This is a genomic window from Stenotrophomonas sp. RIT309 (assembly GCF_000632045.1).
Taxonomy (GTDB): Bacteria; Pseudomonadota; Gammaproteobacteria; order Xanthomonadales; family Xanthomonadaceae; genus Stenotrophomonas; species Stenotrophomonas indicatrix.
In genome coordinates this window covers 110,127-136,184 of the sequence record NZ_JFYS01000023.1, presented here as the reverse complement: position 1 = coordinate 136,184, position 26,058 = coordinate 110,127, and the positions used below count along the sequence as shown (strand labels likewise).

The 26,058-nt window shown below is 67.6% G+C and carries 23 protein-coding genes; 13 read left to right on the top strand and 10 right to left on the bottom strand.

The features are described from left to right. Positions 1-69: 69 nt before the first annotated feature. Genes BW38_RS07165 through BW38_RS07175 form a run of 3 tightly spaced genes read right to left on the bottom strand, consistent with a single transcriptional unit; the run spans position 70 to position 3,520 of the window. Positions 70-1,254, bottom strand: coding sequence for an ABC transporter permease (locus BW38_RS07165; RefSeq protein ID WP_025877563.1), 1,185 nt, complete (start codon positions 1,252-1,254; stop codon positions 70-72). Next, positions 1,251-1,997, bottom strand: coding sequence for an ATP-binding cassette domain-containing protein (locus BW38_RS07170; protein WP_025877565.1), 747 nt, complete (start codon positions 1,995-1,997; stop codon positions 1,251-1,253). The genes BW38_RS07165 and BW38_RS07170 overlap by 4 nt, the downstream gene beginning before the upstream one ends. Then, entirely contained in the window at positions 1,994-3,520 is a 1,527-nt protein-coding gene (locus BW38_RS07175; RefSeq protein WP_032976837.1) for an alpha/beta hydrolase, read from the bottom strand. Before BW38_RS07175 ends, BW38_RS07170 begins: the two co-directional genes overlap by 4 nt. Positions 3,521-3,791: 271 nt before the next feature. Between BW38_RS07175 and BW38_RS07180 the strand changes: the two genes are divergently transcribed. The 3 genes from BW38_RS07180 to BW38_RS07190 all read left to right on the top strand — a co-directional run bounded on the left by BW38_RS07180 (position 3,792) and on the right by BW38_RS07190 (position 7,072). After that, positions 3,792-4,319 (top strand): DUF1203 domain-containing protein, encoded by a 528-nt coding sequence (locus BW38_RS07180; RefSeq protein ID WP_032976836.1) that lies wholly within the window; start codon positions 3,792-3,794, stop codon positions 4,317-4,319. Positions 4,320-4,514: 195 nt separating this feature from the next. Next, on the top strand, positions 4,515-5,684 hold the full coding sequence (locus tag BW38_RS07185) for a lytic polysaccharide monooxygenase (RefSeq protein WP_032976835.1): 1,170 nt from the start codon (positions 4,515-4,517) through the stop codon (positions 5,682-5,684). Between the two features lie 215 nt (positions 5,685-5,899). Further along, positions 5,900-7,072 carry a lytic polysaccharide monooxygenase gene (locus BW38_RS07190; RefSeq protein ID WP_032976834.1) on the top strand — a complete coding sequence of 391 codons (1,173 nt, stop codon included), beginning with the start codon at positions 5,900-5,902 and terminating at the stop codon, positions 7,070-7,072. Between the two features lie 65 nt (positions 7,073-7,137). Here the strand turns inward: BW38_RS07190 and BW38_RS07195 are convergent, their stop codons facing one another. Beyond that, the gene (locus BW38_RS07195; protein WP_081794578.1) at positions 7,138-7,887 is read right to left on the bottom strand and encodes a ferredoxin--NADP reductase; all 750 of its coding nucleotides are present in this window, start codon (positions 7,885-7,887) and stop codon (positions 7,138-7,140) included. Between the two features lie 84 nt (positions 7,888-7,971). Between BW38_RS07195 and BW38_RS07200 the strand changes: the two genes are divergently transcribed. From BW38_RS07200 to BW38_RS07215, 4 genes are all read left to right on the top strand, one after another. Further along, positions 7,972-8,940, top strand: coding sequence for an ABC transporter ATP-binding protein (locus BW38_RS07200; protein WP_051501690.1), 969 nt, complete (start codon positions 7,972-7,974; stop codon positions 8,938-8,940). Further along, complete coding sequence (locus BW38_RS07205; protein WP_025877578.1) at positions 8,937-9,737, top strand: ABC transporter permease; 801 nt, start codon at positions 8,937-8,939, stop codon at positions 9,735-9,737. The genes BW38_RS07200 and BW38_RS07205 overlap by 4 nt, the downstream gene beginning before the upstream one ends. Before the next feature lie 699 nt (positions 9,738-10,436). After that, the gene (panE, locus tag BW38_RS07210; RefSeq protein ID WP_032976831.1) at positions 10,437-11,375 is read left to right on the top strand and encodes a 2-dehydropantoate 2-reductase; all 939 of its coding nucleotides are present in this window, start codon (positions 10,437-10,439) and stop codon (positions 11,373-11,375) included. 4 nt (positions 11,376-11,379) lie between these two features. Then, positions 11,380-12,303: an NAD-dependent epimerase/dehydratase family protein gene (locus tag BW38_RS07215; RefSeq protein WP_032976830.1), complete on the top strand. Its 924-nt coding sequence runs from the start codon at positions 11,380-11,382 to the stop codon at positions 12,301-12,303. A 153-nt stretch (positions 12,304-12,456) separates the two neighbouring features. On the opposite strand, the gene BW38_RS07220 is transcribed toward BW38_RS07215, so the two are convergent. Next, the gene (locus BW38_RS07220) at positions 12,457-13,254 is read right to left on the bottom strand and encodes a TatD family hydrolase (protein ID WP_032976829.1); all 798 of its coding nucleotides are present in this window, start codon (positions 13,252-13,254) and stop codon (positions 12,457-12,459) included. Positions 13,255-13,322: 68 nt separating this feature from the next. Between BW38_RS07220 and hrpB the strand changes: the two genes are divergently transcribed. Continuing rightward, complete coding sequence (gene hrpB / locus BW38_RS07225) at positions 13,323-15,830, top strand: ATP-dependent helicase HrpB (protein ID WP_032976937.1); 2,508 nt, start codon at positions 13,323-13,325, stop codon at positions 15,828-15,830. Positions 15,831-15,958: 128 nt separating this feature from the next. Then, positions 15,959-16,348 carry a hypothetical protein gene (locus tag BW38_RS07230; protein ID WP_025877588.1) on the top strand — a complete coding sequence of 130 codons (390 nt, stop codon included), beginning with the start codon at positions 15,959-15,961 and terminating at the stop codon, positions 16,346-16,348. Between the two features lie 90 nt (positions 16,349-16,438). Here BW38_RS07230 and BW38_RS07235 read toward each other — a convergent pair whose 3' ends face one another. Further along, positions 16,439-16,978 (bottom strand): pseudouridine synthase, encoded by a 540-nt coding sequence (locus BW38_RS07235; protein ID WP_032976828.1) that lies wholly within the window; start codon positions 16,976-16,978, stop codon positions 16,439-16,441. 80 nt (positions 16,979-17,058) lie between these two features. Next, complete coding sequence (locus BW38_RS07240) at positions 17,059-17,916, bottom strand: class I SAM-dependent methyltransferase (RefSeq protein WP_032976827.1); 858 nt, start codon at positions 17,914-17,916, stop codon at positions 17,059-17,061. Between the two features lie 169 nt (positions 17,917-18,085). Here BW38_RS07240 and BW38_RS07245 point away from each other — a divergent pair, with 169 nt between their 5' ends. Continuing rightward, the gene (locus BW38_RS07245; RefSeq protein WP_032976826.1) at positions 18,086-19,042 is read left to right on the top strand and encodes an aldo/keto reductase; all 957 of its coding nucleotides are present in this window, start codon (positions 18,086-18,088) and stop codon (positions 19,040-19,042) included. A gap of 66 nt (positions 19,043-19,108) precedes the next feature. Here the strand turns inward: BW38_RS07245 and BW38_RS07250 are convergent, their stop codons facing one another. Further along, a complete protein-coding gene (locus BW38_RS07250) occupies positions 19,109-20,014 on the bottom strand; it encodes an NAD(P)/FAD-dependent oxidoreductase (protein WP_032976825.1) in 906 nt (301 codons plus the stop codon). Beyond that, positions 20,004-20,459 (bottom strand): Rrf2 family transcriptional regulator, encoded by a 456-nt coding sequence (locus tag BW38_RS07255; protein WP_032976824.1) that lies wholly within the window; start codon positions 20,457-20,459, stop codon positions 20,004-20,006. Before BW38_RS07255 ends, BW38_RS07250 begins: the two co-directional genes overlap by 11 nt. A 183-nt stretch (positions 20,460-20,642) precedes the next feature. Between BW38_RS07255 and BW38_RS07260 the strand changes: the two genes are divergently transcribed. Then, the gene (locus BW38_RS07260; protein WP_032976823.1) at positions 20,643-22,763 is read left to right on the top strand and encodes a methyl-accepting chemotaxis protein; all 2,121 of its coding nucleotides are present in this window, start codon (positions 20,643-20,645) and stop codon (positions 22,761-22,763) included. Positions 22,764-22,865: 102 nt separating this feature from the next. Here BW38_RS07260 and BW38_RS07265 read toward each other — a convergent pair whose 3' ends face one another. Beyond that, on the bottom strand, positions 22,866-23,768 hold the full coding sequence (locus BW38_RS07265) for a LysR family transcriptional regulator (protein WP_025877600.1): 903 nt from the start codon (positions 23,766-23,768) through the stop codon (positions 22,866-22,868). 105 nt (positions 23,769-23,873) lie between these two features. Here BW38_RS07265 and BW38_RS07270 point away from each other — a divergent pair, with 105 nt between their 5' ends. Continuing rightward, positions 23,874-25,088: an MFS transporter gene (locus tag BW38_RS07270; RefSeq protein WP_032976822.1), complete on the top strand. Its 1,215-nt coding sequence runs from the start codon at positions 23,874-23,876 to the stop codon at positions 25,086-25,088. 85 nt (positions 25,089-25,173) lie between these two features. Then, on the top strand, positions 25,174-25,983 hold the full coding sequence (gene dkgB / locus BW38_RS07275; RefSeq protein WP_032976821.1) for a 2,5-didehydrogluconate reductase DkgB: 810 nt from the start codon (positions 25,174-25,176) through the stop codon (positions 25,981-25,983). Positions 25,984-26,058: the final 75 nt, after the last annotated feature.

Genomic DNA, 26,058 nt, shown 5'->3' with positions numbered 1-26,058 from the left:
GCACGAGGCCCGGCATGACCGGGCCTCGTTTCACATCCGCCGGGCATGGCCCGGCGCTACCGGCTCCACTCAGCCGGAAATCGCCAGCCGCTCGTTGTGGTAGCGGCGCACGGCGGCGAACCACAGCACGGCGGCCAGCGCCAGGCTGGCGCCGAGGTAGATCGCCCAGATGGTCGGGCTGATGTCCTCGTGGCGGATCACCTTCAGCAGCATCTGGTTCTGCGACAGGAACGGCACCGCGTACTGCCACAGCTCGCTCTTCACCGGGTAAGCCATCAGCGCGTAGCCGGGCAGCATCGGCAGCAGCACCAGCCAGGTCATGTGGCTCTGCGCTTCCTTCATGCTCTTGGCCGCGGCCGAGAGGAAGGTCAGCAACGAGGTGCCGATCAGCAGCATCGGCACCATCACCAGCAGCATCTGCAGCATCGAGCCGATGTTCATGTTGAGCTGCCGGCCGACGTTGCCGGGCGCGATCTGTGCGCTGGCCTTGAACGCGATCAAGGTCAGCAGCAACGAGGCGAAGCCGACCACGCAGGCGGCGGCGATCTTGCCGCTGACGATGGCACTGCGCGACCCCGGGGTCGCCAGCAACGGCTCCAGCGATTGCCGTTCGCGCTCGCCGGCGGTGGCATCCATCACCAGGTAGGCGCCACCGATGAACGAGGTCAGCGTCAGCAGCACCGGCAGCAGCATCGACAGCATCATGCCGCGCTTGGCCTCGGCACTGGCCATGTCCTGGGTGGCCACATCCAGCGGTCGTGCAACCTGGGCGTCGACGCCACGCGCCATCAGTCGCAGCGCACCAACCTGGCCGTTGTAGGTTGCCAGGGCCGCCTGCAGCCGCGCACTGGGCACTTCGGCGGCACGACGGGTGCTGTCACGGATCACTTCCACCAGCGCGGGCTTGCCATCGGCCCAGTCCTTGCCGAACTCAGGGCTGATGCGCAGGGCGACGTCGATCTCCTGCGAGCGGATCGCTTCGGCCAGATCCTTCGGTGCCGGCGCGGCGTTCAATCCCTGCGCCGCCAGGAAGCGCACCAGGTTCGGCGCATTCTCCGCACCGATGGTCGGGATCTGCAGCGGCTGTTCGATCTGGATGCGCACGCGGCTTTCAGCCAGCTTGCCCATGCCCAGGATCAGCAGCGGGTACAGCACGGGGCCGAACAGCAGGGTCAGCAGCAGTGTGCGGCGGTCACGCGAGAGGTCGCGCAGTTCCTTGCGCATCACCGTCATCAGGGTCGACATCATGCTCATGCGTGCAGGCCCTCTTCGCTGCCGATCAGTTTCACGAACGCATCCTCCAGGTTGGGCTCGCCGGACTGCGCGCGCAGTTCATCGGCACTGCCGGCGGCCATCACCGTACCCTTGGCGATGATCACGATGTGGTCACACAGCGCGCCGACCTCCTGCATGATGTGGCTGGACAGGATCACGCAGCGCCCTTCCTCGCGCAGGCCCAGCAGGAAGCGGCGCAGCGCGCGGGTGGTCATCACGTCCAGGCCGTTGGTGGGTTCATCAAGGATCACGTTGCGCGGGTCGTGCACCAATGCGCGGGCAATGGCGGTCTTGGTGCGCTGGCCCTGCGAGAAGCCATCGGTCTGCCGATCGAGGATGTCGGCCATGTCCAGCGCATGCGACAGCACCTCGATGCGTTCGCGGATGCGCGACGCCGACAGGCCATGCAGCTCGCCGAAGTAGGCGATGTTCTCGCGTGCGGTCAGCCGCTTGTAGACGCCACGTGCATCCGGCAGCACGCCGAGGTGGCGACGCACTTCCACCGGATCGCGGGCCGCGTCGATGCCATCGACGGTGATGCTGCCTTCATCGGGCGTCATCAGCGTGTACAGCATGCGCATGGTGGTGGTCTTGCCGGCGCCGTTCGGCCCGAGCAGGCCGGTGATGCGGCCATCCTCGGCGCGGAAGCCGACATCGGCCACCGCCTGGATGCGACCGGTGCGGGTATTGAAGGCCTTGTGCAGGTTGTCGGCGACGATCATGGGGCCCATCCGTTGAACGAGGTGAACGCCGGCACGTAGCTCAGCGTGTCCAGGCAGCTGGCATCCAGCGCCTTGGCATCGGTGGTGTCGATGAACTGGCCGAGCAGGCGTGGCATGCAGCCGGCGGTGAGGGTGCCGTGGCCTTGGCCGCGGGCAACCAGCGCGCGTCCCTTCGGCAGGCCCTTGAGCACCTGCTCGGCGTAACGCGGCGGCGTCACCGGGTCCAGTTCGCCGGATAGCAGCAGCACTGGCAGGTCGCTGTGCAGCGGCACTGCCGCAGCCGCCGCAGCCGGTTGGTGCGGCCACACCGGGCAGGCGGCGAAGAACGCGCGCGCCACTTCCGGGCCGACCAGGCTGTCGCTGCTTTCGACCGGCGCCTGGTAGCGCGGAGCGTCTTCGCTGCAGATCACCGACCACTGCATGCCGCGGTTGATCTGGAAATCCATGCTGCGGGTCGCACCGCGCGCCAGCGACGCCAGTGGTGCATAGCGACCCTGTGCCGCTTCATCCAGCACCAGCGGCAACAGCGAGGAGTACTGCGGTACGTAGGAGAAGGCGAACGCCAGGCCGACCACGCTGTCCGGGGTCAGCACGTCCTGCCGCGGTGCGTTGGTGCCGGGGTCGCGGTAGTCGACCGTGACCGGCGCGCGGCGCAGGGTTTCCACCACGCTGCGCAGCTGCGCACGGGTGTCGACCGGGAAGCGCTTGCTGCAGACAGCATCCTTGCGGCACTGCTCGGACTGCAGGGTGATCGCGTTGTCGAAGGTCGTGGCGAAATCGCCGCCGACCACCAGCTCGTTCGGTACCACGCCATCGATCACGATGCTGCGGGTGTGCTGCGGGTACGCGGCCGCGTAGCGCTGGGCAACGCGGGTGCCGTACGAGCCACCGACCAGGTTCAGCGTGTTGGCGCCCAGCGCCTGGCGTACCGCGTCCAGATCGGCGATGGCTTCGGCGGTGGTATAGAAGCGCGGATCGGCACGGCCCTTCAGCGACGCAGCGCAGCGCTCCGCGTACTCGCGCAGCAGCGCCTCGCTGGGCGCAGCGTCTTCATCCATCGGCAGCTCCTTGCCGTCCGCGCCCAGGCAGCTGAGCGGATTGGAGCCGCCGGTACCGCGCTGGTCGATCAGGAAAATGTCGCGCTGCTTGCGCACCTGGCGCAGTGCCGTATCGACGATGACGGCCACCTCGCTGGCCGCCTGGCCAGGCCCGCCGGCCAGGAAGAACACCGGGTCCGGCAGGCCCGAACCGCTGTTGCCCGACTCCAGCCAGGCCACGCGCAGATCGATCCTGCGGCCATCCGGCCTGCTCCGGTCTTCGGGCACCTGGAACGTCGCGCACTGCGCCTCGACGTTGGCATTGGCGCCTTCGGTGGCCAGCGTGCAGGGGCGGAAATCGATCTGGCCGTAGCGGCGGCTGGGTGTATCGCCCGCGCCGTCGGACCCTGCCTGCGGCGGTGCACTGCAGCCGGCAATCAGCATGCTGGCCAGCAACCCGGCCCGCGCGAAATGGTGTCTTTGCATCGTGCGTAATTCCCCTGGGGATGTTCCTGTCCACCACGACGGTGTGCCGCGGCAGATGTGACCAATCGAATGTGACCCAACTTACACGCGCCGGACGCTGGCGGCGACAGGCGGATGTCCTGGGCCGGCGTCGGCACGGCCACCAGGCGATTGCGACCCTCGGCCTTTGCCCGGTACAGGGCGGTATCGGCCAGCGCGATCAGGTGGCGGAAAATGGCGAGCAGGCGGCCCGTGGCGCCGGCAGAATGCGCGCAGAACCCGGAGACACTCCATGCATCCGTGGCAACTCAGTGGCATCGACCACCAGCCGTTCGAGGCGCTTTTCGAATCCAGCGACGATGCGCTGGCCGCGCGGGGAATCGTGCGCCGGCGCGCCGGCGACAGCGGCGGCTACCCCTGCAGGGTCAGCCTGACCGACGCGCCTGCCGGTGCAGAACTGCTTCTGCTGCCCTACACACACCTGGCCACGCATTCGCCATACCGCGCCTCGGGCCCGATCTTCGTGCAGCGCGGTGCAACCCGCTGCGTGCTGCCAGCGGGCGTGGTACCTGCCTACGTGCAGCGGCGGCTGATCTCGGTGCGCGCCTATGACAGCGCGGACTTCATGCTGAGCGGCCTGGTCTGCCAGGGCACCGAGGTTGCCACGCACCTGGACCGGCTGTTCGCCGATACAACGGTGGCCTTCGTGCAGCTGCACAACGCAGGACATGGATGCTTTTCGTGCCAGGTGGATCGGGTCGGCCCCCCCGCGGCAATGACGTTGCACGGGAACGTGATCGTCGCCGCGCCGCAGGCGTGACCGCCAGCGTGTTCGTTCAGTGTGGCGTGAAGCCTGCGGGAAGGGCTTCACACACGTAGTCACGGATCGGCATTGACGTGGTTTCCCACTGCGTGTTGCAGCTCGATACTCGCGGCGGTACCGCTCATCGTCCGTCGCGCGATACGGCGTGGGTGCTGCGGTCACCGCTCCCTTCGACGACCACAAGGATGCGCCATGTCTCTGCGATACACCCCATTGCTGTTGGCCACCGTCTTCGTTGGCGCCGGTGTTGGCGTTGCCGGCAACGCCGCTGCACACGGCACGATGATCACCCCGGTCAGCCGCGTCTATGCCTGCTTCCAGGGCAACCCGGAGAACCCCACCAACCCGGCCTGCGCGGCCGCCAAGGCAGTGGCCGGCTCGCAGGCGTTCTACGACTGGAACGGCATCAACCAGGCCAACGCCAACGGCAACCACCAGGCCGTGGTGCCCGACGGCAAGCTGTGCAGCGGCAACAACCCGACCTTCCGCGGCCTGGACCTGGAGCGCAGCGACTGGCAGACCACACCGATCCAGCCCGATGCGAACGGCAGGTTCACCTTCGTGTTCAAGGCGACCGCCCCGCACGCTACGCGCGACTGGAAGTTCTTCGTCACCCGCGCCGGCTGGCAACCGGGCAGCCCGCTGCGCTGGGCCGACCTGCAGGAATTCTGCTCGCTGGGCAACACGCCGCTGTCGGCCGATGGCACCTACAAGCTGCAGTGCACGCTGCCGCAGCGCAGCGGCCAGCATGTGATCTACAACACCTGGCAGCGCGCCGATTCCACCGAAGCGTTCTATACCTGCATGGACGTGCGCTTTGAAGGCGGCGGCGGTACCACGCCGGTGCCGCAGTGGCAGGATGCCGGGCCGGTGACTGCACGTACCGAGCTGCCGGTGGGCACCACCCTGGCGCTGCGTGTGTTCAATGCCAACGGCAACGACGTGGAACGCGTGGAAGCCACCTTGGCCGCAGGCCAGAACACGCCGGCGCAGTGGCCGTTGGCGCTTGCGCGCAAGGTCAACGCCAGTGCCCAGCATGCGCGCGTCGGCGTACTCAGCAACGGCGCGATCACGCCCACCGCCTCGGCCACCGACAACCGCGTGTACCTGAAGGATGGCAATCGCTTCCAGCTGGACACCAAGGTGCCAGATCCGGGTACACCGTCACCCGGCGGTGATTTCGACCATGTGTATCCGGCCGGTATCGGCAGCTACGTGCCCGGGCAGACCGTGGTGAAGAGCAGCGACGGCAAGCTGTACGCCTGCCGCCCGTTCCCGGAAGGCGCGTGGTGCAACGTCAATGCCGAGGCGTACCGGCCGGGTGTGGGTTCGGCCTGGCGCGATGCCTGGGTGCCGTACTGAGTGACTGAGTGACTGAGCGGGGGCGGCGCGCGTGTGCCGCCCCGCTTCTGCAATGGGGCAGAGGCAGGCCTGCGGGTCCGGCTTGAAGTGTTAACCCGTTCGCGCAGGCACTGCACATCCCGTCGCAGCCTGCAGCTTTTCGGAATCGTTGAATGGTTGGCGCTGTGCATCGTGTGGAGACTCGCTGGACCTTCCACCGTCCACAGGACCCCATCATGCAACCGCTCAATCGACTTGCTCTCGCGGTGGCTGCCATCGCCAGCCTGGGCGCCTCTGCCAGCGCGCTGGCACACGGCACCATGTCCAAACCCACCAGCCGGGTGTACGCCTGCTACCAGGGCAATCCAGAGCAGCCGACCAACCCCGCCTGTGCTGCGGCCAAGGACATCGGCGGCGCACAGCCCTTCTACGACTGGGCCGGCATCAACCAGGCCAATGCCAATGGCAACCACCAGGCAGTCGTTCCCGACGGCGAGCTGTGCAGCGGTGGCAACAGCAAGTACCGCGGCCTGGATCTGGACCGGTCCGATTGGTCGACCACGCCGATCCGCGCCGATGGCAACGGCCGTTACACCTTTGAATTTCTTGCTTCTGCCCCGCATGCCACCCGCGAATGGAAGTTCTACGTCACCCGCGATGGCTGGCAGCCGGGCAGCCCGCTGCGCTGGGCCGACCTGCAGGAGTTCTGCACGCTGGGCGACGTCCCGTTGTCCGCGGGCGGTGTCTACAAGCTGGACTGCCCACTGCCCCAGCGCAGCGGCCAGCACCTGATCTACAACACCTGGCAGCGCTCGGATTCGGCCGAGGCCTTCTATACCTGCATGGACGTGCGTTTCGAGGGAGGCGGCGGCGTCGAGCCGCCAGCGCAATGGCAGGATGCCGGTCCGGTCACCGCCCGCGGCGCGCTGGAAGTGGGCACCACCCTGACCCTGCGCGTGTTCAACGCCCAAGGCAACGATCTGGAGCGCCCGGAGATCACCCTGGCCGCCGGCCAGACTGCGGCGAACCAGTGGCCGCTGGCTCTGGCCCATGCGGTCAACGCCAGTGCACAGCAGGCGCGCGTTGGTGTGATGGACAATGGTGTGATCAGGCCGATCGCCTCGGCCACCGAGAACCGCGTCTATCTGAAGCCGGGTCATCGGTTCCAGCTCGACACGCGCGTTCCGGATCCGGTCGATCCTGTGGATCCACCGCCGGGTGGCGACTACGACTTCGTGTACCCGGCCGGACTTGGCAGCTACAAGCCCGGCGAGACCGTGGTGAAGGGCACCGACGGCAAGCTGTACGCCTGCCGCCCGTTCCCGGAAGGCGCGTGGTGCAACGTCAACGCCGAGGCCTACCGGCCGGGCGTGGGTTCGGCCTGGCGCGATGCGTGGGTGCCGTACTAAGGCATGGTCCCGGGGGCGGCGTGATGCCGCCTCCGGTGTGCGGGGTTGCCGGCCAGCGGCCGGCACTACTTGCTGCTGACGTATTTCTCGCGGCGGATCTGCGGATTACCCAGGCCCGCCGCCTTCAGCGCTTCGGCGCAGGCGTCGACCATGTCCGGGTTGCCGCACAGGTAGGCGATGTCGGTGGCCGGGTCCGGCGTGAACGCCGCCAGCGCCTGCTGCACATAGCCATGGTGTACGTCCGGGTGCGGCTCGGCCGGCAGTTCCCGTGACAGGCAAGGCACATAACGGAAGTTCGGGTACTTTTCGGCGAAGCTGTAGAAGTCTTCGCTGTACAGCAGTTCCCCCGGGCTGCGGGCGCCCTGCAGCAGGACCACCTGCACGCCACGCTCGGCCATCGCCGTTGCCAGCAACGGCAGCATCGAGCGGTACGGGGTGACGCCGGTACCGGTGGCGATCAGCAGGTAGCGGCCGTTGTGGTCGCCGGGGTTCAGGCAGAACCGACCGTAGGGACCGGACGCGCTGACCTGGCCGCCGATGTCCAGCGCCTCGAACAGCGCCGTGGCGGCGCCACCGGGTACGAAGCTGACCGCGATATCCACCGCCTCGCCTGGCCCCAGCGCGTGGTCGTGGATGGTCGCCAGCGAATAGCTGCGCTTGGTTTCGGTGCCATCGGCGTAGCTGAAATGGACCTGGATGAACTGGCCGGGCTGGAAATCCAGCGGCTGGCCGTCGTCACGCACGAACTGGTAATGGCCGATGGAGGGCGCCAGCATGCGGCGGTCGACCAGTTTGATGGGGAATTGGACAGGCACGACTTTTCGGGACAGTGTGTAGCCGGGGCAAGCCCTCGGGGTCTTCTATAATAGACCTTCCCCGCCCCTCTCCAGCGCCAGCCCATGGGCGCGAAGGCTTCGAGCTTGGCTTCCCTGAACGATACGGCGCCCGCCCTGCGCGTGCGCGACCTGCGTAAAACCTATGACAACGGCACCCAGGCCCTGAAAGGGGTCTCGCTGGAAGTGGCCCCGGGCGACTTCTTCGCCCTGCTGGGCCCGAACGGTGCCGGCAAGTCCACCCTGATCGGCATCATCAGTTCCCTGGTCAACCTCAGCGAGGGCCAGGTGGAAGTGTTCGGCAGCGACCTGGTGCGCAACCGCAGCGCCACCATGCGCCTGATCGGGCTGGTGCCGCAGGAGATCAACTTCAACCTGTTTGAAAAGCCCTTCGACATCCTGGTGAACTACGCCGGCTTCTACGGCGTGCCGCGCGCCGAAGCCGAGCAGATGGCCGAAGTCGAGCTGAAGCGCGCCCACCTGTGGGAGAAGGCGCAGGTGATGAGCCGCACCCTGTCCGGCGGCATGAAGCGCCGGCTGATGATCGCCCGCGCGATGATGACCCGGCCGCGCCTGCTGATCCTGGACGAACCGACCGCTGGCGTGGACATCGAGATCCGCCGCGACATGTGGCGGGTGCTGAAGGAGATCAACGCCGCCGGCACCACGATCATCCTCACCACCCACTACCTGGAAGAGGCCGAGCACCTGTGCCGCAACCTGGCCATCATCGACCACGGCCAGATCGTCACCCAGGGCCCGATGCGCGAACTGCTGGCCAAGCTTGACGTGGAAGGCTTCCTGCTGGACATCGACGGCACCCTGCCCGCCCAGTTGCCGGTGATCGAGGGGGCAACCCTGACCGCCACCGACGGCCATACGCTGGACATCGACATGCCACGTGCGATGGACCTCAACCGCGTGTTCGAGGCACTGAACGCGGCGGGCATCCGCGTGCGCTCGATGCGTACCAAGAGCAACCGCCTGGAGGAACTGTTCGTGCGCCTCACCGGCAACCAGGAGACGTCCGCATGAGCAGCACCCCGACCCCGGTCCTGACCGACGGCCAGCGCAACCGCATCGCACTGATGACCATCGTGCGCCGCGAAGTCGCCCGCATCATGCGCATCTGGGGCCAGACCCTGGTACCGCCGGCGATCACCATGACCCTGTACTTCCTGATCTTCGGCGGCCTGATCGGTTCGCGCGTGGGCGACATGGGCGGCTACACCTACATGCAGTTCATCGTGCCGGGCCTGGTGATGATGAGCGTGATCCAGAACAGCTACGGCAACATCAGCTCCTCGTTCTTCGGCGCCAAGTTCGGCCGCCACGTGGAAGAGCTGCTGGTCAGCCCGATGCCGAACTGGGTGATCCTGTGGGGCTACGTGGCCGGTGCGGTGCTGCGTGGCCTGATGGTGGGCGTGATCGTGCTGATCATCGCGATGTTCTTCACTCCGGTGCGCATCCCGCATCCGCTGGTGACGCTGACCACGGTGATCCTGGGCGCGACGATCTTCTCGCTGGCCGGCTTCATCAACGCGGTGTATGCGAAGAAGTTCGATGACGTGGCGATCGTGCCGACCTTCATCCTGACTCCGCTGACCTACCTGGGCGGCGTGTTCTATTCGGTGGAGCTGCTGCCGCCATGGGCGGAGGCGGCCACGCACGCGAACCCGATCTTCTACATGGTCAACGCGTTCCGCTATGGCCTGCTGGGCAGCAGCGATGTGCCGGTGGTGGTGGCGTATGCGCTGATGATCGGTTTCGTGGTGGTGCTGACGGCGCTGGCGCTGTGGTTGTTGCGCCGTGGCGTGGGCATGCGCAGCTGAGGCTGTTCTGCAGGGCCTGCGGCCCTGCACCCGCAGTGGTAGTGCCGGCCGCTGGCCGGCAACAGCAACAGCAACAGCAACAGCAACAGCAACGTCAACGTCAACGTCAAAAGCGAGATATCCGTGGGATGGCGGGATGGTGTCGGGTTGCGGGGACGCCGCAAGTACGTCCTTGTAGGCTTGGCCGCGCCATCCATGGCGCGGACACCCCGCAACCCGACACCACCCCGCCTTCGACAGTTTTCCGCTGCTGTCGGAACGGCGTCCGTGCCGCTGTTGGTGGGTGTCGACCCTGGTCGACACAGTAGATCCACGCCATGCGTGGATGAAACATTCGCGATGGAGCCGAGCATCTGCTCGGCTCTTTTCGTTTGTGAGCTGATGGATATGGATCCATCGGAAAGATGATCGCGAGGAACGAGCGAAGCGACCCGCTGTTGCTTTTGATTTTCTTCTTTGTTTTCCGTGGTGGACGCACACGGAAACCGTCAGGGGTCGGGCGGGGTGGGCTCGCGGGGGTGTCCGCGCCATGGATGGCGCGGCCAAGCCTACACGGACGTACTTGCGGCGCCCCCCGTGAGCCCACCCCGCCCGACCCAAACACAGCTTGCGCTTCAAACCACCACGAGGGGCTCAGCCGTTGGCCGCAAACTCCGGCACAATCGCTGCAGTGAATCCCCCAACTGCAGTGAGCGTGCAATGCGTATCCTGATCCTCGGCGCCGGCGGTACCGGCGGTTACTTCGGTGGTCGCCTGGCCCAGGCTGGCGTGGACGTGACCTTCCTAGTGCGCCCCGCGCGCGCCGCGCAGCTGGATCGTGATGGCCTGGTGCTGCGCAGCCCGGTGGGCGATGCCACGTTCCCGGTGCAGCACGTCACCGCAGATGCCCTGCCTGCGCTGGCTGCGGACAAGCCGTTCGATCTGGTGATCCTCAGCTGCAAGGCCTACGATCTGGACAGCTCGATCGATGCCATCGCCCCGGCGGTGGGCGCGGGTACCACCGTGCTGCCGATCCTCAACGGCCTGCATCACTACAACGCGCTCGACGCGCGCTTCGGCCGCGACGCCGTGCTCGGCGGTCTGTGCTTCATCAGTGCGACCAAGGCGCCTGATGGCGCCGTGCTGCACCTGGGCAAGCCGGCCAAGCTGACCTTCGGCGAACGCGATGGCGGTGCGATCTCCGCGCGCGTGCAGGCGTTCGCAGCAGCGTGTGCGCAGGCCAATCTCGATCATCTGGCCAGTGAGCACATCGGCCAGGAACAGTGGATCAAGTACACGTTCCTGACCGCGCTGGCGGCGGCCACCTGCCTGCTGCGTGCGGACATCGGCACGATCGTGGCCACCGATGACGGCGACGCCATCGTGCGTGGGCTCTATGACGAATGCCTGGCGGTGGCCGAAGCAGCGGGTGAGCCGGTGCCGCAGGCGGCGCAGGACACCGCGCGTGGCACCCTGACCCAGGCCGGTTCGGCGTTGAAGGCGTCGATGCTGCGCGACCTGGAGGCAGGCCAGCAGGTGGAAGCGGCCCAGATCGTCGGCGACATGCTGGCGCGTGCGCGCGCCGCGGGCCAGGAAGCGTTGCTGCTGCAGGTCGCCTACAGCAGCCTGCAGGCCTACCAGGCCCAGCGCGCGGTGTGATCCGATGAACATGCCTGGCCCATTGCCGAAGCGCGTACTGATCCTCGGCATGGGCTGGAGTGGCCGCGTGTTGGCCGCGCGCCTTCAGGCCCAGGGCGTACACGTGGAAGGCACGGTGCGCGATCCGGCGTCGGCACCTGACGATGGCCCGCTGCGTCATCAGCTGCGTGCTGACGCCGCGCTTGCCCCGAGCCTGCTCGCTGCGATTGCCCATGCCGACGCGGTGCTGTGCAGCGTCCCTCCCGATGCCGAGGGCGACCCGGCGCTGCGCCTGCTGCATGCCGCGTTGCGCGACAGCAGTTCACTGCGTTGGCTCGGTTACCTGTCGTCGACCTCGGTCTACGGCGACCGCGACGGTGGCTGGATCAATGAGCACAGCGTGGCCGATGCCACCGGGCCGGCAGGCATGCAGCGTCGCCTCGCCGAAACGCAATGGCGTGCGCTGGCGGATGCGCGCGGTATCGCCTCGGCGATGTTCCGCCTGCCGGGCCTCTACGGACCCGGGCGCAACGCGCTGCTGCAGCTGGCGCAGGGCCGCGCGCGGCACGTGGTGCGGCCAGGGCTGGTGTTCAATCGCCTGCACGTGGACGACCTGGCTGCGGTGGTGATCGCCGCGATGCAACGCCCCACGGCCAGTGCGCTGTATCTGCCGAGCGATGACCAACCGGCACCGCCGCAGGATGTACTGGCCTTCGCCGCGCAGCTGGGGGGATTTACCTTGCCGCCCGCGGTGGCCTGGGACGATCCATCAGTGAGCGCGACATTGCGGCGCTTCTACCAGAGCAGCAAGCGCATCGACAGCCGGGGCACGCGCCAAGCGCTGGACTGGACGCCGCGCTTTCCGACCTATCGCGAAGGACTGACGGATCTTGCCGCTTCGCTCGCCGGGCATGGCCCGGCGCTACCGGATCCGGACGCTCCCCGCTGACGGATATTGCCGCCTCGCTCGCCGGGCATGGCCGGCGCTACCGGATCCGGGCGCTCCCGGCTGACGGGTAGTGCCGGCCGCTGGCCGGCAACTGCGGCATCCCTGCGAAGATCGTGAGGTTGCCGGCCAGCGGCCGGCACTACCGTTTGCCGATCAGGCGGCGTCCGGCAACCGGAAGAACGCACGCGTGGCAGCCGTGGCGTTTGCGGCCGTGGTCTGCACATCCTCGCCACGGTCCCGCGCCAGCTCTTCCACGATGTGCGACAGGAACACCGGTTCGTTGCGGCGGTCCTTCGGCATCGGCTTCAAGGTGCGCGGCAGCAGGTACGGTGCGTCGGTCTCGATCATCAACCGGCTGGCCGGAATGTTCTTCACCAGCTCGCGCAGGTGACCGCCACGGCGCTCGTCGCACAGCCAGCCGGTGATGCCGATGTACCAGTCCTGGTCGAGATAATCGAACAGCTCCTGGCGCTCGCCGGTGAAGCAGTGCACCACGGCCGGACCGATGCGGCCTTCGAAATTCTTCATCTGCGCCATGAAATCGGCATGCGCGTCGCGCTGGTGCAGGAACAGCGGCTTGCCATTGTCTGCAGCCAGCTGCAGCTGGCGCTCGAACGCGCGATGCTGCGCCGGGCGCGGCGAGAAATCGCGGAAATAATCCAGCCCGCACTCACCCACCGCCACCACTTCGGCATGGGCGTGCAGCGCGCGCATCTCCGCATCGCACTCGTCGGTGTACTCCACCGCGTGGTGCGGGTGCACGCCGGCGGTGGCGTACAGGAAGCCCGGGTGCTGCTGCGCCAGCTGCAGGGCCAGCGGCGAATGCTCGCGGCTGGCACCGGTGATGATCATCTGCACCACACCGGCCTGGCGTGCGCGGTCCAGCACGGCGTCGCGGTCGCGGTCGAAGGAGTCGTGGGTCAGGTTGGCGCCGATATCGATCAGATGCATGGGGGCAGCAGAGGCAGGAAAACCCGCGCATTGTACCCGTGCCCTCCATGGCCCCTTATCCTTTGCAGATGAACGCCCCGCAATTCCCCATCTCTCCGCTGCTGCCGCAGATCCAGCAGCACCTGGCCGTGCACCCGCGGCTGGTGCTGGAAGCCCCGCCTGGCGCGGGCAAGACCACCCAGGTGCCGTTGGCGCTGCTCGATGCGCCGTGGCTGGAGGGTCGCAGGATCATCCTGCTGGAACCACGCCGGGTGGCCGCGCGCAGTGCCGCGATGTTCATGGCGCGCCAGCTCGGTGAGGAGGTCGGCGGCATCGTCGGCTACCGCATCCGCTTCGAGAACAAGGTATCGGCGCGCACGCGCATCGAGGTCGTCACCGAGGGCATCCTGACCCGGATGCTGCAGGACGATCCAATGCTGGAAACCGTGGGTGCGATCCTGTTCGATGAATTCCACGAGCGCCACCTCAGTGGCGACCTGGGCCTGGCGCTGGCGCTGGACGTGCAGTCGCAGCTGCGCGATGACCTGCGGTTGCTGGTGATGTCGGCGACGCTCGATGGCGAACGCCTGGCGCGCTTCCTCGATGCACCACGACTGAGCAGCGAAGGCCGCAGCTATCCGGTGGCGATCAGCCACTTCCCTGCCCGGCGTGACGAGGCGCTGGAACTGCAGGTGCGACGCGCGGCGCAGCAGGCGCTGGCCGAGCACCCCGGTGACCTGCTGGTATTCCTGCCCGGCCAACGTGAGATAGCACGCGTGCAGGCAGGCCTGCAGGACAGCCTTGCTGGCGCTGCGGTGGACGTCCTGGCCCTGCACGGTGAACTGCCGGTGGAACAGCAGGCACGCGTGCTGCAGGCCGCCAGCGACGGCCGCCGCCGCGTGGTGCTGGCCACCAACGTCGCCGAATCCTCGGTGACCCTGCCCGGCGTGCGCGTGGTGATCGACAGCGGCCAGGCGCGCGAGCCCCGCTACGACCCCAACAGTGGATTCACCCGCTTGGACGTGGTCGCCATTGCGCAGGCCTCGGCCGACCAGCGTGCCGGCCGTGCCGGGCGCGTGGCCGAGGGCGTGGCCTGGCGGCTGTGGCCGCAGTCGCAGCGGCTGGAACCGCAGCGTCGCGCCGAGATCGACCAGGTTGAACTGGCCGGCCTTGCGCTGGAACTGGCCGCCTGGGGCAGCAGCGACCTGCGCTTCCTCGACCCGCCACCGACCGGGCCGATGGCCGCCGCACGCGAACTGCTGCAGCGCCTGGGCGCGTTGTCGAGCAGCGGCGCGATCACTGCACTTGGCCGTCGCGTGCTGGCGCTGGGCACCCATCCGCGGATGGCCGCGATGCTGCTGGCCGCAGCTGATGCCCGCGCGCAGGCGTTGGCCGCCGATCTGGCGGCATTGCTGGAAGCTCGTGACCCATTGCGCCAGGGCGGTGATGCACTGGCCGCACGCTGGCGCGCACTGGCGGCCTTCCGCAACGGCCGTGCGCCGGCCGATGCCAATCGCAGTGGCCTGGCCGCCATCGATGCCGCTGCCAAACAGTGGCGCCGTCGCCTGCGTTGTGACGCTACACCGCCCGCCAGCATCGAGGCCCACGAACTGGGCGACCTGCTGGCCTATGCCTTCCCCGACCGCATTGCCTTCCAGCATCCGAACGACCCGCTGCGTTACCTGCTGGCCAACGGTCGCAGCGCCCGCCTGCATGAACTGAGCGACCTGCGGGGCGAACCGTGGCTGGTGGCCAGCGAACTGCGCTTCGAGGCGCGCGACGCGCTGCTGCTGCGCGCCGCACCGGTGGATGAAGGCTTTCTGCGCAGGCACTGGCCCGAGCGCTTCGTGACCGAAGACGCGGTGCGCTGGGATGACACCCGCCGCGCCCTGGTCGCGCTGCGCGAAACACGCTTCGACCGCATCGTGATGGACAGCCGTTCGGCTGGCCGGGTTGATCCGCAGCTGGCGGCGCAGGCACTCACCGACGCCGTTGCCGAGCTCGGCCTGCAGGCATTGCCATGGACCGACGGTCTGCGCCAGTGGCAGGCACGGGTGGAATCGCTGCGGCGCTGGATGCCCGAGCTGGGCCTGCCCGACTGCAGTGACGCCGCATTGCTGGCCAACCGTGCGCAGTGGCTGCAGCCGGCGTTCGCGGGCAGGACACGGCTGGATGCACTGGACGAGGCCAGTTTCGGCGAAGCGCTGAAGTCGCCACTGGAATGGTCGCAACGGCAGCTGGTCGAGCGCCACGCGCCCACCCGGATCACCGTGCCGTCGGGGCTGGAGCGGCCGATCAGCTACGCGCTGGACGGCGAAAGCGGCGAGCCGCTGCCGCCGGTGCTGGCGGTGAAGCTGCAGGAGTTGTTCGGCCTGGCCGATACGCCACGCATCGCCGATGGCCGGGTGCCGCTGACCCTGCACCTGCTGTCGCCGGGTGGCCGGCCGTTGCAGGTCACCCAGGATCTGCGCAATTTCTGGGAGAACACCTACGCCGAGGTGAAGAAGGAGATGAAGGGCCGTTACCCGCGCCACCCGTGGCCGGACGACCCTTGGACGGCTACGGCGACCCACCGGGCCAAGCCGCGCGGGACGTGATGCGCGCCGACACCCCGCCCGTTCCTGAATGGCTGCGGTAGAGTCACACCACGCGCCCGCCTGACTGACATACCGTTTACGGGCAACAGGCGACACTGGACTTCGACCCGAGGCAAGGACACCCCCGCATGAGCAAGCTGACCGTAATCACCGACCGCGCCCTGGAGCGCGCCCTCGACCTGGCCCATACCGCAGGCGATGGCCTGAAGAGCGCGGGCGGCAGCCTGCGTCACCTCGGCCCGCAGGCCAGCGACTGGATCAAGACCGGTGCCGCCCTTGGCGCGGTGAAGACTGGCGGCAAGGTCGCCACCAAGTTCGCCCGCCGCAATCCGGCGGTGACCATCGCGGCAGCTGCCGTGGGCGTAGGCCTGCTGGGCTATGCGCTGTACCGCAAGCAGCAGAAGAAGAAGGCCGCCAATGGCCATGTGGTCAACGGCCAGGCCCAGCGCATCAATGCGCGCGATCGCCGCAACGACACCGTGGTCGACGAGCACAGCGATATCGGCAGCGACGCCTGATTGACCGGGGTCGGATCCCTTCCGCAGGAAGGGCTCTGACCCCATGACGCTGCACGAGGGTCGGACGCCGCAAGGCCTCCGGCCTTTTTTTCAGCCGATCTGCCGCCACTGCCCGGGCTGCAGGTCATCCAGCCGGTATGGCCCCATTGCAGCGCGTACCAGCCGCAGCGTCGGCAGGTTCACCGCAGCGGTCATCCGCCGCACCTGGCGGTTACGCCCCTCGCGGATCGTGATCGCCAGCCAGCTGTCGGGCACCGTCTTGCGGAAGCGCACCGGGGGATCGCGCGGCCACAGTCCAGGCGCAGGATCGAGGCGCTCGATTTTCGCCGGCAGCGTCGGCCCGTCATTGAGCACCACGCCATCGCGCAGCTGCTGCAGCTGCCCATCGCTGGGCGTGCCTTCCACCTGCACCCAGTAGAGCTTGTCCGCCTTGTGCTTCGGGTCGGTCAACTTGTGCGCCAGCGTTCCGTTGTCGGTCAGCAGCAGCAGGCCTTCACTGTCATGGTCGAGGCGGCCGGCAGCGTAGACGCGCGGCGGCAAACCGAAGCCTGCCAATGTCGGCCGCGGCGGCACGCTGCGGTCGGTGAACTGGCAGAGCACGTTGAACGGCTTGTTGAAGGCAATCAGCATCGCGGGGACGGCAGGCGGCGGGCAGGGCATTGTCCCATGCCACGCCGCGTGCTCGCCGGGCATGGCCCGGCGCTACCGGGTCACGGCTTCACGAAACGCAGGGTCATGCGGTCGCTTTCACCGATGGCCTGGTACTTGGCGTCATCCGCCTTGTCATGCTGGTTGGTCGGCGGCAGGGTCCACACGCCATTCGGATGGTCCTTGGTATCGCGCGGGTTGGCATTGACCTCGGTGCGCGCGTCCAGCTTGAAACCGGCGGCCTCGGCCATCGCGATCACCTGCTGCTGGCCCACATAACCGGTGTCGTCAGCGTCGGCCACGTCGGCCTTGGCGCGGTGCTCGACCACGCCGAGCACGCCGCCCGGCTTGAGCACGTTGAAGAAGCCCTGGAACATGCCCTGCGCCTGGCCGGCTTTCCGCCAGTTGTGCACGTTGCGGAAGGTCAGCACCACATCGGCCGAGTTGGCTGCACCGAACACCGGCTTGGCCGGGTCGTAGGCAACCACGGTGGTTTTGTCGAACTGTGCCGGTGCGGCGGCGTACTTCTTTTCCAGGCTGTGGCGGCTGCGCTGCTGATAGTCGCGGCCACGACCTTCAGCCACGGCCTGCGGATCGACCACCGCAGCGATGTAATGACCCTTGTCGCGCAGCAGCGGCGCCAGGATCTCCGAGTACCAGCCATTGCCCGGGGTGATCTCGATGACGGTCTTTTCCGGCGCGACGCCAAAGAAGCCCAAGGTCTGCGCAGGATGACGGAAACCGTCGCGCTTGACGTTGGCGGGGTCGCGGGTCGAGGCCTTCACCGCGGCATCGATCGCGGGCGACACCTGGATCTTTGCCGGTGCGACCGTGGCCGGCGCGGCGAATGCGGGAACGGCAACCAGCAGGGCCGAAGCAAGCAGCAGGCGGCAACCACGCAGGGATGAGGCAGCAATCATCGGGGCGACTCCAGCGGAAGATGCGGCGAGACTAGCAGCCGCCGCGCCGCAGGTGTTCACAAAACGTTAGCCGCGTGCGCGGTGCGGAACACAGTTTTGTGGTCAGCGCCGCAGCGCGGTCACACATCGCGTTCTATCCTGAAGGACTTCCCCCAAGGAGTCCGTGCCCATGACGGCAAACCGCGAACTGGGCCGTTCAGGCCTGCATGTAGCTCCGCTCGCCTTCGGTGGCAACGTGTTCGGCTGGAGCGCCGATGAGAAGGCCAGCTTCGCCCTGCTGGATGCCTTCGTCGATGCCGGCTTCAACCTGGTCGACACCGCCGACGTGTACTCGGCGTGGGTGCCGGGCAACCAGGGTGGCGAGTCGGAGACACTGCTGGGCAAGTGGTTCGCGCGCAGCGGCAAGCGCGACAAGGTGGTGCTGGCGACCAAGGTAGCCAAATGGGCCGAGCGCCCCGGCCTCACCCCGGACAACATCAATGCGGCGGTGGAGGATTCGCTGCGTCGCCTGCAGACCGAGGTGATCGATCTGTACCAGGCTCACGAGGACGATGAATCCACGCCGCTGGAAGCGACCCTGGCCGCGTTCGGTCGCCTGATCGAGGCGGGCAAGGTGCGCGCGATTGGCGCGTCCAACTACAGCGCCACGCGTCTTGCCGATGCCTTGAAGGTCTCCACCGACTACGGGCTGCCGCGCTATGAAACCCTGCAGCCGGAGTACAACCTGTACGACCGCGCCGGCTACGAGAAGGAACTGGAACCGCTGGTGCAGCGCGAGCAGATCGGCGTGATCAACTACTACGCACTGGCCAGCGGCTTCCTCAGTGGCAAGTACCGCACGCCGGACGATGCCGGCAAGAGTTCCGCGCGCGGCGCCACCGTGGTCAAGCGTTACCTGAACCCGCGCGGCCTGCGCATTCTGCAAGCACTGGATGACGTGGCCAGCAAGCACAACGCCACTGCCGCGCAGATCGCGCTGGCGTGGCAGATCGCACGGCCGTCGATCACCGCACCAATCGTCAGTGCCACCAGCGTGGAGCAGCTGCACGACCTGCTGGCGGCGGCGAACGTGGCGTTGAGCGTGCAGGATGTGGCGCAGCTGGACGCGGCCAGCGTGGAAGGTTGAAGGCGGAGGGTGCCGGCCAACGTCGGCACCCTTCAACGGATCCGCGCCATGCGTGGATGCTTTGCCTCAGCGCGGCAGGCTGTCCTCGGCCACCAGCGCATGGTGCATGCCGATGCCCGCGCGCACGCCTTCGGCCATGGCCAACGTGATGTTGCCGACCGTGGTCGCATCACCGGCGGCGTACACGTTCGGCACCGAGGTCTGTTTCATCATGTCCACCTCGGCCAGCACGCCCAGCGGACTCTCCACCAGCGCGCAGCCCAGCTGCTGTACCAGCGGCGTGGCCATCTGCTGCATGGCCGGCACGAACAGCGCACGCTGGGCGACTCGGCGACCGTCGGCAAGTTCCACTTCCAGCCACGTCGGCTGCTCGCCGTGCACACCTACCACCGGCGTGGTTTCCACCTGCACGCCGCGCTGCTGCATGGCGGCCAGCTCCTCCTCGCTGATCGGCAGGCCCTGGCTGAAGAAGGTGACGTTGCCCCAGTCGGCGAACAGCGGCGCCTTGCCGGCCGACATCGGATGGCCGCCGAGCAGGCCGATCGAACCGCCACCCACTTCATAACCATGGCAGTACGGGCAGTGCAGCACGGTGCTGCCCCAGCGCTCGGCCAGGCCGGGCAGATCGGGCAGCTGGTCGGCGATACCGGTGGCCAGCAGCAGCTTGCGCGCGGTCAGTACCTGGCCGTCGGCCGTACGCACCTCCACACCTTCGGTGCGGAGCGTGGCCTGCACCGCTTCGGCATTCAGCCAACGCACGCTCGGGTAGTCCAGCAGTTGCTGGCGCGCGTTCTTCAACAACTCGGCGCCACTGATGCCGTCCAGGCCCAGCACGCCGTGCGAATGGCTGGCGAAACGGTTTCGCGGCGAACCCGCATCGATGATCGTGACCGGCCGGCGCGCACGCGCCAGGATCAGTGCGGCGGCGATGCCGGCGTAGCTGCCGCCGACGATGAGGACATCAGGATTCATGGTGACCTTCCAGGGAACGGTGATGGGCAAGATGGCGGGCGAAGTCGGCGCCAAGCTGGTCGAGGGTGGTTGCCTGCAGCCGCTGCTCGAGCAGGCGCTGCGCTTCGCGGGCACTCTCCAGCAGGGCCTGGTTGACCAGCTGCTGGATCGGGCAGCCGCCCCTGCCTTCGCGGGTACCGACCTGGACCATCGGCGGCGCGCCGATGGCCTGGTAGACGTCGTACAGGGTGATCGTCGCCGCATCGCGGGCGAGCTGGCTGCCGCCACCGTGGCCGCGCGTGCTGCGTACCAGGCCGGCCTTGTGCATCTGCGCCAGCAGGCGGCGGATCACCACCGGATGGGTCGGCAGGCAGGTCGCCAGCTGTTCGGAGGTTCGCGGCCCGTGCTGGCCGACCAGATGGGCCATCACGTGCAGCGCGTCGGAAAGCGGATTCGCGGATTTCATGTAACAACAATAGTTACATTTAAACCACCTGTCGAGGGTCTGCTTTTGTTCCAAATGGACACATTTGTCCAAGTAAACATAACCTTCACATCACTAAACAGAACGGTAATGTGACAGACATCGCACTTCAGAGCGCTCAAGGACGGTCGATACCGCATCGCACCCCTTCCGAGATCTCGTCCCATGAAAGCCTCTTCCCATGCGCCGCGGCTGCAGTCGAAGCTGCTCGGTGCCGTTTCTGTTGGTCTGGCTGTTGTCCTGGTATGCGCCTTGGCGGGCCTGGCGTCGGCCTGGTTGAAGCTGTCCACCGACGTACCGCCGGAGGTTGCACACAGCCGCGATGCCGAGCGCCTGCAACGCGAATTCCGCGGACAGGTACAGGAGTGGAAGAACCTGCTGCTGCGCGGCCACGATGACGCGCTGCGCCAGCATCACCTGCAGGCCTTCGACAACGAAGGCCGCGTCGTTGCCGAACTGGCCACGGGCCTGGCCGCCAGCCCCGATGCGCGCACGCGCGAACTGGCGCAGGCGTTTTCCGGCCTGCACGCACAGTTGCAGCAGGACTACCACGCCGCACTGCAGGCCTTCGCTGACGCCAGCTACGACCCGGCGGTCGGCGATTCCCTGGTGCGCGGCAAGGACCGTCCGGTGGCCAGTGCGCTGGATGCCCTGAGCATGCGTGCCACCGAGGTAGCCGAGGCTGCAGTGACCGCGCGTTCGCAGGATTCCCGACAGGTGCTGGTGGTGTGCGCCGCGCTGACCATCGGCGCCGCCGTGCTGCTGCTGATCGCCCTTGGCTGGTGGCTGCGGCGCGCCGTGGTGCAGCCGGTGCTGGCGGTGGAAGCGGCCGCGCGTGCGGTTGCCGCCGGTGACCTCGACCACGTGGTGCAGGTGCGCAGCCGCGACGAGATCGGTCGCCTGGCACAGGCGATGCAGGCCGTGCAGAGCACCCTGCGTGGCGTGCTTGATGCGCAGACCGCGATGGCAAGGGCACACGACGCCGGCACGATCAGCCACCGCATGGACAGCAGCGCCTTCCCCGGCGCCTACGGCACGATGGTGGCCGACACCAACACCCTGGTCGATGCGCACATCCAGGTGAAGATGCGCGCGATCACGATCATGGGCCGCTATGCAGTGGGCGATCTCAGCCTGGACATGGAACGCCTGCCCGGCGAGAAGGCCGTGATCACCCAGGCGCTGGATGCGGTGAAATCCAACCTGGGCGCGATCAACGGCGAAATCCGCCGCCTGGCCGAAGCTGCGGCAGCAGGCGATTTCAGCCAACGCGGCGACAGTGCGCGCTTCGAGCATGATTTCCGCGCGATGGTCGATGGCCTGAACCGATTGATGCAGACCACCGAACAGAACCTGGGCGAGGTCTCGGCCATGCTGCGTGCCATTGCCGATGGTCGACTGGGTGCGCGTATGGACGGCGACTTCCAGGGCGTGTTCGCCCGCATTGCGGGGGATGCCAACGCCACCGCCGCACAGCTGGCGACGATCGTCAGCGACATCAAGCACGCCTCCGGCAGCATCCACACCGCCGCTGCGGAAATTTCCGCCGGCAACAACGACCTGTCGCGCCGCACCGAACAGCAGGCGGCGAACCTGGAAGAAACCGCCGCGTCGATGGAGGAACTGACCTCCACCGTGCGCCAGAACGCCGAGCATGCGCGGCAGGCCAACCAGCTGGCGATCGGTGCGCACAGCGTGGCCTCGCACGGCGGTGAAGTGGTCGGCCAGGTCGTGGCGACGATGGATGCGATCGAAGGCTCGTCGCGGCAGATCGCCGACATCATCAGCGTCATCGACGGCATCGCGTTCCAGACCAACATCCTGGCGCTGAATGCAGCGGTGGAAGCGGCGCGTGCCGGCGAGCAGGGCCGTGGATTCGCGGTGGTCGCCAGTGAAGTGCGTACGCTGGCACAGCGGTCGGCGGCGGCGGCCAAGGAAATCAAATCGCTGATCGAGGCGTCGGTGGAACAGGTTGGCCACGGTGCGCAGCGTGTGCGCCAGGCCGGCGACACCATGGCCGAGATCGTCGCGTCGGTGCAGCGCGTGACCGACATCATGGCCGAGATCTCCGCTGCGTCGCAGGAGCAGTCGGCCGGCATCGAGCAGGTCAGCCAGACCATCATCCAGATGGATGGCACCACCCAGCAGAATGCCGCGCTGGTGGAAGAAGCGAGCGCCGCGGCACGCAGCCTGGAACAGCAGGCGGATCGCCTGATCGAAGCGGTGGATGTGTTTGATCTGGGAACCGCGACGGCGAGCAAGGGTGCGCTGGCGCGCGCGGCCTGACAGATCCACCGGGCAGTGTGGGGGTTGCCGGCCAGCGGCCGGCACTACCATGCGTGCGATTCCCGGTAATGCCGGCCGCTGGCCGGCAACCCGGACACTCCATCAGCGCAGGTAATCCGAGGCGGCCATCGCCTCGCCCAGGTAATCCAGGAACGAGCTGATCCGTGCCGATACGGCCGTGTTGCGGTAGTACACCGCATGGATCGGCTGGTACACATCCAGCGTCTGCGCGGCCAGCACCGGCACCAGGGTGCCGGCCGCGCGGTCGCGTTCGGTCACGAAGTCGGACAGGCAGGTGATGCCCACGCCCTCCACCGCCAGCGTGCGCAGGGTCTCGCCGCTGGACACCGCGATGTCCGGGCGCACCAGCAGCTGCCCCTCGGCATCGCCCGGCAGCGGCCAACGGTTCAATGACTCCGGCTCGTTGAACCCCAGCAGCGTGTGCTGACCCAATGCCACCACGCTGGCCGGCTCGCCGTGCGTGGCCAGATAGGCCGGGCTGGCCAGCACCTGCAGCCGGCAGCGCCCCAGCGGCCGCGCATGCAGGGTGGAATCGGCCAGCGGGCCGATACGGATCGCCAGATCGGTGCGCCGTTCCAGCAGGTCGATGTAGCGCTCGGAACTGTTCAACTCCAGCTGCACGTCCGGATAGCGCGCGCGGTAACCAGCGACCAGCGGCGCGATCACGTGCAGCACGAACGGCATCGCTGCATCCACCCGCAGCCGGCCAGCCGGACGCTCGCGCCGCGCCGCCATCTGTTCCTCGGCCGATTCCACCGCATCGATGATCGCCCGCGCATGGCGCAGGTAGGCCTCGCCCTCGGCGGTCAGGTGCAGGCGGCGGGTGGTGCGGGTCAGCAGGGTCGTGCCCAGCTTGTCCTCCAGACGGCCCAGCGCGCGGCTCACGCCCGAAGGTGTCTGCCCCAGCTGCTCGGCAGCCGCGCTGATCGAACCGCTGTCGATCACCGCCAGGAAGGCCTGCATTTCGTCGAGGGTGGTTTTCATGGCGCCATTATTGACCACGCGGCAAGAGTGATTGGCGTGAAGACCGGTTTTTCGGCAAAGGTCGGCCGCGCACACTGCGCGCCTTCCTTCCCTCTGGACACTGTCATGATCCGTGGCATTCCGCTCGCCCTGCTGGCGCTGACCCTCGGTGCCTTTGCCATCGGCACCACCGAATTCGTCATCGTCGGCCTGATCCCGACCATCGCCGCCGACCTGCAGGTCAGCCTGCCCTCGGCCGGCCTGCTGGTCTCCCTGTATGCCCTGGGCGTGGCCGTCGGCGCGCCGGTGTTGACCGCGCTCACCGGCCGCGTGCCGCGCAAGACCCTGCTGGTGGCGCTGATGGTGCTGTTCACCCTCGGCAACGTCATCGCATGGATGGCACCGGGCTACACCTCGCTGATCGTCGCCCGCATCCTCACCGGCCTGGCCCACGGCGTGTTCTTCTCCATCGGCTCGATCATCGCCACCGCCGTGGTGCCGAAAGAGAAGGCCGCCAGCGCGATCGCCATCATGTTCACCGGCCTGACCGTGGCGCTGGTGACCGGCGTGCCGCTGGGCACCTTCATCGGTCAGCACCTGGGCTGGCGCGCCACGTTCCTGGCCGTGGCCGGCCTGGGCGTGATCGCGCTGCTGGGCAGCCTGCTGTTCGTGCCGCGCGGCCTGGCACAGAGCGCGCCGGCCACCTTCCGCCAGCAGCTGGGCGTGCTGGCGCAGCCGCGCCTGCTGATGGTGTATGCCATCACCGCGCTTGGCTACGGCGGCACCTTCCTGTCCTTCACCTACCTGGCGCCGATCCTGCAGGACGTCACCGGCTTCTCGGCCAACGCGGTCAGCCTGGTGCTGCTGGTGTATGGCGTGTCGGTGGCGATCGGCAACCTGTGGGGCGGCCGCATGGCCGACCGCATGGGCCCGATTCCCGCGCTGAAGCGCATCTTCGCGCTGCTGGCCATCGTGCTGCTGGTCATGACCTTCACCGCCCACAACACCTGGCTGATGCTGCTGACCGTGCTGGCACTGGGCGCGGTGGCGTTCGGCAACGTGCCCGGCCTGCAGGTGTATGTGGTCAAGCAGGCACAGCGCTACGCACCGCAGGCGACCGATGTGGCCTCGGGCCTGAACATCGCCGCCTTCAACATCGGCATCGCGCTGGGTGCGTCGCTGGGCGGCCTGGTGGTCGAGCACATCGGCCTGATGCATACGCCGTGGCTGGGTGCGCTGGTGGTGGTCGGTGCGTTCGCACTGACGGCACTCAGCGGCCGCCTGGACCGTCGCGACGGTATCGACGATCGCGCCGAAGGCATTGCGGTGAACGCGCACTGATGCATGCAATGCACCGTTGCCGGCATGCACACGGCCCCTGCCCTACCCTTTGCGATCACCTCCTTCCCCCGCTTTGGAGTTCTCCATGACTGTCCCCGCTTTCGGCCTCGGCACCTTCCGCCTGAAAGACCAGACCGTGATCGACTCGGTGCGCAACGCGCTGGACGTCGGCTACCGCGCCATCGACACCGCGCAGATCTACGGCAACGAAGCCGAGGTCGGCCAGGCCATCGCCGAGTCGGGCGTGCCGCGTGACGAGATCTACCTGACCACCAAGGTGTGGATCACCGAGTTCAAGCGCGATGCGCTGCTGGCCAGCCTGCGCACCAGTCTGGAAAAGCTGCGCACCGACCATGTCGACCTGGCGTTGATCCACTGGCCGTCACCGAACGACAAGGTCGATACGCCGATGGAGGAATACCTGCCTGCCCTGGCTGAGGCCAAGGCACAGGGGCTGGCTCGGGAGATCGGTATCTCCAACTTCACCATCGCACAGACCCGCAAGGCGATCGAGATCCTCGGCGCCGATGCCATCGCCACCAACCAGATCGAGATCCACCCCTACCTGCAGAACCGCCTGCTGGTGAAGTTCCTGCAGGACAACGGGATCCGCGTCACTGCCTACATGAGCCTGGCCTACGGCGAGGTGATCAAGGACCCAGTGATCCAGGCCATCGCCGGCCGTCATCAGGCCAGCCCGGCACAGATCGCGCTGGCATGGGCGCTGCAGCAGGATTACGCGGTCATTCCGTCATCGACCAAGCGCGAGAACCTGGCCAGCAACCTGGAAGCCGCCGCGATCCGCCTGACCGAAGACGACATGGCGCAGATCGCCAAGCTGGACCGTGGCCACCGCCTGGCCAATCCGGAAGGCATCGCACCGGCTTGGGATTGATCCCCCCCGGGGACGGACGCCTGCTGTGGTAGACGCCGACCTTGGTCGGCGCTGACCTCTGGTCGACCGATGAAA